The 10,808-nt window shown below is 59.2% G+C and carries 10 protein-coding genes and 2 pseudogenes; 4 read left to right on the forward strand and 8 right to left on the reverse strand.

The window, feature by feature from the left end; genetic code table 11:
- Positions 1-869: 869 nt before the first annotated feature.
- The 3 genes from ligD to CT676_RS41795 form a co-directional block, all read right to left on the reverse strand.
- Positions 870-1,748 carry a non-homologous end-joining DNA ligase gene (ligD, locus tag CT676_RS41785; protein WP_085398369.1) on the reverse strand — a complete coding sequence of 293 codons (879 nt, stop codon included), beginning with the start codon at positions 1,746-1,748 and terminating at the stop codon, positions 870-872.
- Between the two features lie 240 nt (positions 1,749-1,988).
- The gene (locus CT676_RS41790) at positions 1,989-2,222 is read right to left on the reverse strand and encodes a hypothetical protein (RefSeq protein ID WP_094183800.1); all 234 of its coding nucleotides are present in this window, start codon (positions 2,220-2,222) and stop codon (positions 1,989-1,991) included.
- The gene (locus CT676_RS41795; protein ID WP_343287587.1) at positions 2,216-2,461 is read right to left on the reverse strand and encodes a hypothetical protein; all 246 of its coding nucleotides are present in this window, start codon (positions 2,459-2,461) and stop codon (positions 2,216-2,218) included. Before CT676_RS41795 ends, CT676_RS41790 begins: the two co-directional genes overlap by 7 nt.
- Positions 2,462-3,184: 723 nt before the next feature.
- On the opposite strand from CT676_RS41795, the gene CT676_RS41805 reads away from it, so the two are divergent.
- The gene (locus CT676_RS41805) at positions 3,185-4,048 is read left to right on the forward strand and encodes a transglutaminase family protein (RefSeq protein ID WP_085398370.1); all 864 of its coding nucleotides are present in this window, start codon (positions 3,185-3,187) and stop codon (positions 4,046-4,048) included.
- 229 nt (positions 4,049-4,277) lie between these two features.
- On the opposite strand, the gene CT676_RS41810 is transcribed toward CT676_RS41805, so the two are convergent.
- On the reverse strand, positions 4,278-5,093 hold the full coding sequence (locus CT676_RS41810; RefSeq protein ID WP_161495721.1) for an NAD-binding protein: 816 nt from the start codon (positions 5,091-5,093) through the stop codon (positions 4,278-4,280).
- Positions 5,094-5,412: 319 nt separating this feature from the next.
- Positions 5,413-5,694: a phasin family protein gene (locus CT676_RS45810; RefSeq protein WP_244623505.1), complete on the reverse strand. Its 282-nt coding sequence runs from the start codon at positions 5,692-5,694 to the stop codon at positions 5,413-5,415.
- Positions 5,695-6,379: 685 nt separating this feature from the next.
- Here CT676_RS45810 and CT676_RS41825 point away from each other — a divergent pair.
- Together CT676_RS41825 and CT676_RS41830 are read left to right on the forward strand one after the other, a co-directional pair.
- Positions 6,380-6,850, forward strand: a complete 471-nt coding sequence (locus CT676_RS41825; protein WP_085398363.1) for a hypothetical protein — start codon at positions 6,380-6,382, stop codon at positions 6,848-6,850.
- Complete coding sequence (locus tag CT676_RS41830) at positions 6,847-7,116, forward strand: hypothetical protein (protein ID WP_085398362.1); 270 nt, start codon at positions 6,847-6,849, stop codon at positions 7,114-7,116. The genes CT676_RS41825 and CT676_RS41830 overlap by 4 nt, the downstream gene beginning before the upstream one ends.
- A gap of 426 nt (positions 7,117-7,542) precedes the next feature.
- Here CT676_RS41830 and CT676_RS41835 read toward each other — a convergent pair whose 3' ends face one another.
- A complete protein-coding gene (locus tag CT676_RS41835) occupies positions 7,543-7,785 on the reverse strand; it encodes a hypothetical protein (RefSeq protein ID WP_063982903.1) in 243 nt (80 codons plus the stop codon).
- A gap of 1,796 nt (positions 7,786-9,581) precedes the next feature.
- Between CT676_RS41835 and CT676_RS41855 the strand changes: the two are divergent.
- Positions 9,582-9,872: pseudogene (locus tag CT676_RS41855) on the forward strand (helix-turn-helix domain-containing protein); the annotation flags it as partial.
- Between the two features lie 384 nt (positions 9,873-10,256).
- Here the strand turns inward: CT676_RS41855 and CT676_RS41860 are convergent.
- Both CT676_RS41860 and CT676_RS44950 read right to left on the reverse strand, forming a co-directional pair.
- Positions 10,257-10,619, reverse strand: a complete 363-nt coding sequence (locus CT676_RS41860; protein ID WP_085398162.1) for a response regulator — start codon at positions 10,617-10,619, stop codon at positions 10,257-10,259.
- Between the two features lie 8 nt (positions 10,620-10,627).
- Positions 10,628-10,808, reverse strand: a pseudogene (locus CT676_RS44950) (response regulator); the annotation flags it as partial.

The following is a 10,808-nucleotide window of genomic DNA, read 5'->3' on the forward strand; positions in this document are numbered from 1 at the left end:
CTCGGTAGCGGATCGATCCTCGAATAGATCAACGTATCGCGCATGGAGAATCACGTAGCCCTTGGCACCGTCTAAGAGCACCTTGACCTGAGTGGCCGTCGCTCCCTGACCAAGAACGATGCCTTTCTTACCGCTAAGACGCGGTCCAGCGAAGCACCAATGACAATCCGTCGACCAGCAAGAAGCTCGTCCTTGGCGGTCAATAGGTCCGCAGATCGCGGCAGGTTACGGTTTGTGCTACGCGGCATGGCTTTTAAAATATCGCAGCATCGTTGAGTTAGAAAGCCCGTGTGTCGGGGGACCACGGCTTGCGCGATCGCTTTTCGATCGGTCAAGCTGGCGAACCGCTAGCGTGACTGGTGGTCGCAATGCGTACTGCAGAACAATTGTTAAAACCAAAACGTGTATTCCGCCCTGGTACACGTGATCGAACCCGACGCGACCTAAGAAGCCGCTTATTTGTGCGCGCTGCTTAACAAATCTGCTAGCTACGAGGCGCCGAGCGGCGTTGACTTTCAGCGGGTCCTTGGCGTGACACCTAGACGCCCCGGCGCTAGCCTCAGGCCATCCATCCGCGGCAGCCCCTGTCGTAAACCGGCAGGGGTTGCTTATTGGTGGTAGGCCCGCCAGTGAACCAGCGGGCCTTTGAGTTGGCATCCCAACAGATGTCCTGGCCCTGATCCCCATCTCGTCTTCCCCCAGAAACGGAGGTACCGCTTCCGCTGCTCGAACCATGCCGACAGTGCCGCGCGGTCTGCTTGGCGACGTCGAGCTGACTGGGGGATCACCATTGACCGCCCCACGTCCGATCGGTGACCCGCTGAAGATCGAGCAACCGAACAAATTGGCGGGTAGCGCTTTCGCCACTCCTATTTCCGAGACAACCCCTTAAACGAGCTCGCCCTCAATAGACCTTCTGAGGTGATGTCTCGAAATTCGATATCGGCGTAAAACGTCGGCTCGACCCATGTAGCCTTGGGCTTCCTGATCGGTTTGGTCAGCTTAGCCTTGGGTCTCACGACGGTGTCGAGCTTCTTGCGGATCTCGCTGGAGACGGTACGAGACCACCTCGTCCCGACCTTGCCCATGTAGACCAGCTCTTTGCCCTCCTTCTTTCCGAGGTACAAGGCAGCGACACCTGAGGGGTCTTTGACGAAGCCGACGACAGGAAATTTGCCGTGCTGGACGGCTTTGACTTTCAGCCAGCCTTCGTTGCGGTCGGAGCGGTACGGCGCTTCGACGCGCTTCGAGATGATGCCCTCGTAGTTGAGCAGAGCCGCGTGCTCGAACATCTCCTGGCCGTCGCCAATCAGGTGGTCGCTGTAGAGCGCGGGCGCTTCGACGCCATGGGTATCAAACAGCTCCTTCAACAACTCCTTGCGGGCAAGCTGAGACGTTTTCCTTAAATCTTTGCCGTCGAGCCATAGCAAGTCGAAGGCGTAGTACAGCAAACGATCCTGCCGCCGGCCTGCAAGTTCAGCCTGTAGCTCGGAGAAGTTGGTACGGCCTTCATGGATGACCACGACCTCCCCGTCGATGATGGCCTGGTATGGAAGGTCGAAGGCACCGGCAATGACGGAGAAGCGCTTAATCCAATCGTGGCCGTTGCGGGTGAAGGCCTTGTGGGTGTCACCGTCGAGGTGAAGCTGGATGCGGTAGCCGTCGTACTTGACCTCGTGAATCCAGTCCTCGCCCGCAGGGGCTTTCATCTTGAGGGTGGCAAGCTGGGGCTTGATGAAGCCCGGCATCGCGCGTCTCGTACGCCGTGTCACTTACGCTACTCACAAAAAAACCGCCGGCGGTGTTGGGGCCAGCGGCGGCCAGTCTACCTACCTTACTCAACGAGTCTCCAACTTCGAGGCCGGAGACGCGTTCCATCCGTGAATACATCCCAGCGCCTCCCACAACCGCGAGCGCCTTTGCAGGTTGTATTTTTGAGAACGGTTCTCGAACAGCGCGCGAACGGGATGTGAAAAAAGAGAACGGCGCTAAGGAATGTCGCTCCTGCTTCGGCTCGGGCCGATGCTGTGCGGCTTGTTGAGGAAGAGCTCCCGGTTGCCGAAAGCGTCTTCCGCATACTGGTCAATCGCAACCTGGATGGCCTCGATGTGCGCCCTGCACCAACCTTCACGGGTCGACAGCCTCCGCGTCTGGTCGAGTGACTTCAGGAATTCCGGAGCATCCTGCATGTCGGAGAAATACTTTGGTCGTTCAACTACCACTTCCGCCCTCCTAGAACGCGCGTACGGGTTTCCTGCGGCTGCGCTTTCTTCATGTCGTCCCGCTGCAAACAAAGGCCATCGACCTTGGCCTGCATCCGGCTTAGCAGAGCATCCGCCGAGGCGGTCCCTACCCCGGCCCGCTGGAGCTGGAGGATTTCCTTGCGCTGCCGGCCTATCTGCGCGCGCATGCGCTCGATTTCCGAGCGGATGTATAAGAGTGTGGGCATCTTGTTTTTCAATGAGTTACGGAGCTCAATAAGAACAAATAGGGGGCATCCAGTCAATCGCTAGGAATAGTTGTTTTGGAACGCCCCTATTCCAAGTTTCTTGCCCCTTATGAGCAAGCAAACCGAATACCTCAGAGAACAGGCGCGTAGAGCGGAACGGCTTTCTCAATCTGTCAGCAGCAATCAAGACTGCCAGACTCTGAAGGCTTTGGCCGAGGACTTGGACGCGGATGCCGAGCGATTAGAGCGCTCCGAAGATTCCCTCAACCCGCCAAGCTGAGAAGTAAAACGCCGCCTGCTTGGCGGCGGCTTTCCAGCCGCAAGAGGATAACGCGCAAAATCTCATCTCGATATTCTAGGCACATCTTATGCCAAGCTCTTACGAAGAAAGACGTCCGGGCGGTTGGAACATTGCTGTGGCCTTGGGCCTGTTGGCGGTAGCATTCCTGAGCGATCGCGGCGCTCCGCCGGACCAAGATGCAGAAGACGCATCGCCGATGCCATCCAAAGAAAAGCGTGACGCTTCGACGGACGATCTTTCGCTCTTCATGCTCGGGACGCTGACTCTCGGTCTTGGGCTCTGGATCATCTACGGCTTCATCCGGGGCGGTTGGATGATCGTGGCCGCGAACGTGGTAGGCGCCACGCTCGCGGCCATCGTTTTCTGCTGCAAGATACGGGATCTCAGGTCGCGAGGCCGCTGTAGAATCCATGGGCCTGAAAACGGAGGCCGAGATGACCGCGATACGAATCCGCCATACGACCACCTATCGTTTTAGAGAGGCAGTACATCTCTCTCCACACCGCCTAATGCTACGCCCTCGCGAGAGCCGTGAATTGCGGCTGATGTCACACATCTTGACGGTCACTCCGAACGCTGTGACCAAGTGGGCCCAGGATGTGTTCGGCAACACTGTCGCCCTGATCAACTTTGCAGACACAGCCCCGACGCTCGTTATTGGCAGTGAAGCCGATATTCTTCTCGATGCAGTTGATTGGCCGGTATTCGATATCGCTGCCTCGGCCCTTTCATACCCATTCCGCTACTCCGACGAAGAATGGACCGACCTCGGCGCATTAACTATTGCCCAATACCCTGATCCGGGCGGGCGACTGCAAAACTGGACGAGAGGGTTCATACGTAGCAACCCAACCGATACGCTTTCGCTGCTCAAAGACCTAAACGCCGGAGTCGCCCAGCACGTTCGGTACCAAGGCCGTGAAATCGAGGGCACGCAATCTCCCCAGGAGTCACTCGACCGCGGGTGGGGATCGTGCCGCGACTTTGCAGTCTTGTTCGCCGAATCCGCACGAAAGCTCGGCTTCGGCGCGCGGCTCGTCTCCGGCTACCTCCACGACCCGAGCCATCAGCTCCTAGGTTCGGGCGATGCTGGCTCGACCCATGCTTGGGCCGAGGTGTTCCTACCAGGCGCGGGCTGGGTCACCTTCGACCCGACGAATCGCAGCGTCGGTGGTCGAAATCTGATCCCCGTCGCAGTTGCCCGCGATATCAGCCAGTGCATGCCGGTATCAGGAAGCTTCTTTGGCCCAAGCGGTAGCTTCTTGAGCATGGGCGTGACTGTCTCGGTCACCGCCTAACGCATCTCCGGATGTATGCTTGGGGTAATGTGCTTGATCACTTTGCAAACACCTGTGGTTCGCAGAGTAAGCTGCGCCCAGTGCTTAGTCAGATACATCGACAGTTGTATCGCTCATCCCCTGATAGCAGACATCCTTAGAGGCAGTCGGCAGGTTTCAAAAGGGCCATCAGCGGACGTGGCGGCTACGGGACGAGAGGCGGCTTCATATCGTGGACGCGAGACTCTAATCACCCCGTCGTCTCCTCGCCTACGCGCCCGATCAGCTCCGCGGCCTCCATGTTCAGCGCCTGCGCGTCGTGTTGCACCACGCTCAGTGGAGTTGGCGTCGGTCGCGTGCGCAGCAGATCGAGTCCACCGTAGATGCCCTCGGCCTGCTGCACGGTAAGCCGGTCACGATCGCGCGTGCGGAGGAAATCCTCCACGATGGCCGCACGGTCGACGCGGATACCGATTGCCACCAGAGTCTCGCGGCCAAAGCTCATCGCGGATTCGAAGGTCTCGCGCAGCTCATAGTCCACTTCATGCGCGAGCAATTGCAGCGTGTGGCCCCTGTCGTACGAACGGGCGAAGATCTTGGTGCCGGGAAATTCGGTACGCGTCAGCTCGACGATGCGGTTTGTTGCCCCTTCACCGCTAGTGCAGATCGCGATCAGCCGGGCTCGACCAAGGCCTGCCGCGCGCAGCACGTCCAGCCGGGTGCCGTCACCGTAGTAGACCTTGAAGCCGAAGCTGCCGGCGACGCGGATCATCTCGGGATCGAGATCAATGATCGTGACGTCGACATCCTCGGCCAGCAGGTATTGCGCCACGATCTGCCCGAAACGGCCAAATCCGATGACCAGCACAGAGGCGTTCGTCCCGTCGAAATTGTCGGCGGCACGCTGGTCGCTTGTTGCGAACCGACGAAGCATCGCGTCCGTCAGCGCCGCGAACGGCGGAGCGATAAGCAGCGTGATCGCCGCGATAGCCGAAATATCCACGCCGATTGCCGATATCGCCTCGGCTTCCGCAGGTGTCGCGACTTCGTAAACTTGCGTCAGCAATGTCTTACACGCTGCCACCATTCAGTTGAGTAGACAGGATGGGATGGTCTTGGGTCAACGGCCGTTTTGGGTCAATCGCGTCGGTCGGGCGCACAGCTAACCGCTTCCGATCGAGGTCGTCCTTGCTGGCGACGCGCTCCCTGTTGCAGATCAAGTGATCGAGCAGATCGAAAACCTGAGGCGTTGCCGACACCACGTCAAGTGCACGCCGCAACTCGCGCCGGAGTCACGCTCCCCAGCCGAAAGCAAGCAACCGTGATCGGCGCGTGCGTGATCCGCATTTGCGCCCATCCTTTGCCGCAGCGGGTACGGCTTGCAGTTATCGTCCCGGCAGAGCCGTGAGCTCTCGGGGCGGCTTGATGCGCCAGAACGGATATGCCGCCAGTTCTTTCGAATGCTGCGCGAACATATCGACCCGTCTGCTTGTAAACTCCGTAAAGACGCCGAAAAATTCAGTTGGTGACCTGATCGTCGCAAGTCTCAGGCCGAGTTCAAAAGCAAATTGCGCGTTGGCCTCGGCTATCTCAAGAAGCTTCGCCTGATACGCCTGCATGTTTGCCGTCGCTAAAGCAAAGCCTTTCGTTGGATCGCTATCCGTCATTCTCTGACTGAGGTCATCTAGTAGGGCATCCGCCCGAGGCTCAATGATAGGAACCTCGTGTTTAGGATCATCATGAAGCTCAGGAGGCGGTTCGACCGAGACTGCCGCAGCAAAGTGAAGTAAATTCTCTTTCGGGCTTCTAACAATGGCCTGCTTGTTCCGTTGGGCCTCCGCTGATACGCCGGCGGGCCACGACGGTGCGCACGAAGGCGAGCGCGACCGGGGACGAGAACGTCCGGTCGTCGCGCTTCTCGAGTCCTGGATTGGTCTGGTGGGTCACTGCCCGTCTCCGCCTGATTTGGCGGAGGGGAAGGATTCCCGGCCGCCTTACGCTCTTGCTATGAATGTCCCGAGATTTTTGGGCGTCAGATAGCTGGGATCTTGCTTCGTCACGGACATGCGCGACCAATCAGACGGCCGAATAAACAGCAGTGCGGCAGCGGCCTTCGCGACGGTATGTGAGCGCAAGCTCAACATCGTTTCGGTCCTCGGAGCGCCGAAGCATTTGCTCGGCGGGATTCAATGGGGCAGCGTTATGCGCAGCAGTTTCCGAATCCGTCAAGGGCTCGCGAGCGAAAAGTTTCATCGACCTCCGCGAGTGGCCCACGGGATACGGTGCGGAAGGCCCACTAAGCACCACAAGATATTGAGGATTCGACTCCGGCCCGGCGGCATAATTCGTCGCATGACCGAGCCAGCCCTCACCCGTCGCCGCAGTGACAACCCGCACCAGGAGACCTGGCATATCTACTTCACCGATGTTCGCGTCGGCGCCATCGGCGCGCGCGCCGGTGTGCCTATAACCGCCGGTCAGTGGGGCTGGTCATGCGGGTTTTATCCCGGCCTCCACCCCGGGCAGCACCGCAACGGAACAGCCGCCACCTTCGAAGCCGCGCGCGAGCCTTTCGAGGCCGCATGGTCGGATCTACAGCCGAACATCCCCAATGCCGCTTTTGCTGAATGGCGCGACGATCGCGACTGGCGCGCCGAGCTTGCGGCCAAGCGTGCGCGAGGCGAGAAGCTCGACAGCGAGATCCGGAGCACGCTGATGCGCTGCGTCTGCGGCACCACATTCGACAGCTGGAAGCCGGCGGAGAGCTATCCCCACCGCCAGCACATCTATGCCGCGCAGGCCACCAATGGGACATACCGATGAAGCACACCGAAGAACGACCCTATGCGGATCCTGAAGCGGCCGCTCGCAAGCTCATCGAGCTCGCAGCGAGCGCCGAGGCTGTCCAGGACGGCCGCATCTATATCGAGAGGATCAACGCGCCGTTCATGATCGAGCTGAAGGGCAGCGGCAGCGAGTTCGGCGCTGGGCTCAAACACGCGATCGAGCGAGGTTGGTTATCGAAGCATGAAAGCGGCACCTACGTGAAGCTGATGCCGCCCGGGGAGGATCTGCTGTCTCGCAAATAAGAAGCTATGGCCACATAGGGCCGCCAACTGAGACGGCCTTACTTGCTAATGCGGAGATACAAGCGCGGCCACACTGAATGCCACCACGCAGGCGGCGGCGAGGGACCAGAGCGTTATGGCAGTCTCTCTAGGCATGGGCCCCAACGTCATGCACCACCGTTTCAAGCGGGTTAATTCATGAAGTAGATGCTCGTAATCGCTATGGCGACCAGTAGTGCGCCACCAAACATCGCAATGGCAAAACAGACGCGCGCCGGGATCGAATACGTATGGAAGTGGGGTTCCCTGATCATGCTACGGCTTCTCCTGCGTTTGGAGCTCAACCGGCAGTTCCGATGAGTGGAACCACTAAAATCCCTTTATGAGACGACGTCGAGTTAATTCGGTTCCGCGGTGCAAAGACCGGAACGTTCTAGCGAGGCGGCCTCAATGCCCGCGCCGTTCGACTTCGAACGTGAATTTGAGCTGGAGCACGGGACCGCCGTCGTCCCGGACTTCAATCGACATCTGGTGGCTGCCGTCCCCCGGGGTCCGAACGGCATCTCGGGCCATATCGGCCAGCGAGCGCGCCGCCTCTTCTTGCACCTTCTCTACGGTTGAGAGTTCCAGACCTTCCTCATCCGAGAAAATCTCGTCACCCTCTCTGATGTCAAAGTAATACCGTCTCATCAGACCAGAACGACGCCAACCTCAAATTGTTTCTTTCGTAAAACGGGCCACTCAACTAGGCGACTGATGCCGCAAGCAGGCCGGCACCCCCTACCTCTGCTCGTTCCTCGCAAGGGAGGCTAGTCTATCCAGCTGGCCAGCCAAGCCAACATAAGTCCGGGCAATATTTTTCAGGACGGCAACGCGATCCTTGGAAATACCGCTCGCGCCAGAAAGTCTCTTGTAGAGATCAGCATGTTCTTGGCACTCAGCAATGTTGATCACTGGCTCTGCCTTCTGTTGGCCGTGCGGGTCACAGGAGCGCCTTCCCCGCTGGCTTGCCTTCTACCATGTTAGGCCCCCTTAAAATCAGTCTTATGACACTGGTTAAATACGGACGCGCCCCCTGCGTTCCTCGCCCTCGATCGTGCCGGCCGACCGCCTCAACCGCGATATCTATCTGGTGCTTGAAGGCTTGGGAGCGCGCCGGTTGCGCCTGGCGCGAGACCCAGGAGGTTGCCGCCGACATCGTTTGAGCATCTGTAGAGTCGGAAGGGTCCGCGCCTCACGGTCGATATCGGGACCCAAGGCGAAGCCGACTGGACCATCGCGACGGTGGCGCAGCCCACCGAACCCGCTAGGAGCGCCCCGCCCATGCGCCAGAGCCCCTCGCCTAAGACTAAGGCCCTCAAGGCCCAAATAACGCGCGGGCGGCTGGTTTCTGGCGCTCTGTCGGGTAAGGGCGCGCCGACGCCTCAGGAGTTCCGCGAACTTCGCATCAAGGAGCTGCGCGCGGCTGCTGCGCAGCTTGTTAGGCGCGCCGAGGTGCTTCGCGCGGAGGCAGAACGCTTGATCAAGATAGCCGAGCGCGAGAAGGCGAAGCTGGCGCGCAAACGCCGGGGCCCCCCCAGAGCGCGGCGGCACTGAGCGCCAAGGCTTTGCGCCATCCCGGATAATTTCTCCGCAGAAGCCGGCTCGGAGCTGTCTGCTGGCGCGACGCGCCGCCTCTGATGCACGACGGCTGAAGTCTCTTGCTAAATCACCGAGGGCGCGCATTGCCTCTTTTTTGGCGACCTGGACAGTCGGTAGTTCCTCGCCCACGCTATCAGCCTCCGGAGGGCCATCGTCGCGGGAGAAATCAAAATAGAAATGAGGCGTCCGCTTAAAACGACGTCTCCGTTTTCCGGTTCCCCGTTTTGCTAGTGTGATTTGACGGCGGGAATAACATCAATCACCGCCATATCCTCACCGCGGACGGTGACGGAACGTCCCGTCTCGCGCGCGATTTGCTGAGCCACCTTCCGGGCCGCATCCTCATCGGCTAGCTCCAGAACAATAATGCTCCCCCGTCCTGAGAACGATGAAGGGTTCCTGACCTCGACGACGATGTGAGGCGGCTTTCGCGTCATTCCGGAGGGGCTAGTCGGGGAGACGAGAGCCACTCCTCGATGCGCGATGCCGACTCAAGCTGGCCGGCCTTGCGCAGAAGCCGTTCGCGCTCTGGGCAGGGTGGCAAAGCAGCCGTTTGCGCGAGAAGGCGGGTGGCCTCTTGCTCTAGACGTTCTTTGAGAGTCAAAATCTGTTTGAAACGCCGCCGCCTGGGCATGGTGCGCTCCTTTCCTGAGAGGAAGGCGGGAGCGCTAACCGGGCGTTCTCATCACAGATAAAAGCCACTGATCGTTCTGTGATATAGGGTAACTACTATCAGCGAGGCTTGGTTTCGCCTCCCAATTGTTAACTTTGGAATTAGGCCACATGGCCGTCGCCGGCGAAAGCACGTGCGCTCGCGGACAAGAAAGGGCCGCAGCTTTGTGTGGGTTGCCGCCCTCTTACTTGAGATGGATTGCCGCACCGGAGCAGACAATGTGTCGCTCCCGATGACTCGTCGCGACATTGCGGACTATCTCGGCCTGACGTTGGAGACGGTTTCTCGCGTGCTATCTAGCTTGCGTAAAGCGGGCGTCCTTACGTTCCTCGACGGCGATCAGCGAGAGATCATGTTAAACGACAAGACCGGCACAACCCTGATACCAAAAGCGACGAGCCGTACTGGCGACGATGATGAATACGCAGACCCACATCATGATCGCGGATATTGCGAGAGCTAGCACGAAGGTCCGTTGACTTAGATCAAGGATTGCCGGCGATCTAGGTTCAAGGCCTCTGCCATGAACAAGCCTTCCGAAACCGAGCCCAAGCCAACCGAACCCGAGCCCAAGCCAACTCGCTTGGAGGAGGCGCGCCGGATCGTTGAGGATTATGCGAATGACCTTCGCGAGTTCATCCGAAAGCTCCGTGAGAAGATGAATTGAAGCGGATTGGCGCCGGGCTCAGATATGAGATCGAGCGCGGCTGGTGATCGCAGCATGAAAGCGGGACGCCGCCCGGGGAGGATCTGCTGACTCGCAAATAGAAAGGTGCTCGGCGGGGTAGCCCGCCAACTGAGGCGGCCTTGCTTCGCAAAGGGCAACCGCAACGGTTGTCTTGCGCTTTTAAGTTTCTCCGTTCGGCAAAACAGCATCGATTGTCTGCTTGAGCTTATCCAGCGTGCACGGTTTGACTAAAACGGGCGTTCCTTCAAATCCGTGCGGCACGCCGCTGCTGCCGTATCCGCTCAAGAAGAAGAACGGCAGCCCTCGGCCTCTTACTGCTTCGGCAACGGGCCCCACGTTCATACCATGCAAATTGATGTCGAGGATCGCGAGATCGTATTCCCCGATCTCGGCAACGGATCGCGCATCATCTATATTCCCCACTTCAGCGATGACCCTGTGTCCGAGTTCCTCGACCATCTCGACAAGCATCATTCGAATAAGCGCCTCATCTTCCACGAGGAGTATTGATGCCTGCGTCATCTCTCGCCTCAAGCCTTGCCTAAATCGGCCGCCGAGCGCTCGTTAAGGAGCTGAGAGACCGCCGTTGTAAGCTGCGCGAGGGCAAACGGCTTCTGAAGAATTATGCTGTTGGGAACGCCTTGTGCCGGCCAGTCGTGGGCCGCTGCGCCCGATATGTAGACCACGGGCAAATTGGGATCGGTCTCGCGT

The sequence above is a fragment of the Bradyrhizobium sp. MOS001 genome (assembly GCF_004634465.1).
GTDB lineage: Bacteria > Pseudomonadota > Alphaproteobacteria > Rhizobiales > Xanthobacteraceae > Bradyrhizobium > Bradyrhizobium barranii.

Coding starts and splice junctions, on each gene's coding strand:
- ligD (WP_085398369.1), bottom strand. CDS start 1,748: ATGCCGGGCTTCATCAAGCCCCAGCTTGCCACCCTCAAGATGAAAGCC.
- CT676_RS41805 (WP_085398370.1), top strand. CDS start 3,185: ATGACCGCGATACGAATCCGCCATACGACCACCTATCGTTTTAGAGAG.
- CT676_RS45810 (WP_244623505.1), bottom strand. CDS start 5,694: ATGACGGATAGCGATCCAACGAAAGGCTTTGCTTTAGCGACGGCAAAC.
- CT676_RS41825 (WP_085398363.1), top strand. CDS start 6,380: ATGACCGAGCCAGCCCTCACCCGTCGCCGCAGTGACAACCCGCACCAG.
- CT676_RS41830 (WP_085398362.1), top strand. CDS start 6,847: ATGAAGCACACCGAAGAACGACCCTATGCGGATCCTGAAGCGGCCGCT.
- CT676_RS41835 (WP_063982903.1), bottom strand. CDS start 7,785: ATGAGACGGTATTACTTTGACATCAGAGAGGGTGACGAGATTTTCTCG.
- CT676_RS41860 (WP_085398162.1), bottom strand. CDS start 10,619: ATGACGCAGGCATCAATACTCCTCGTGGAAGATGAGGCGCTTATTCGA.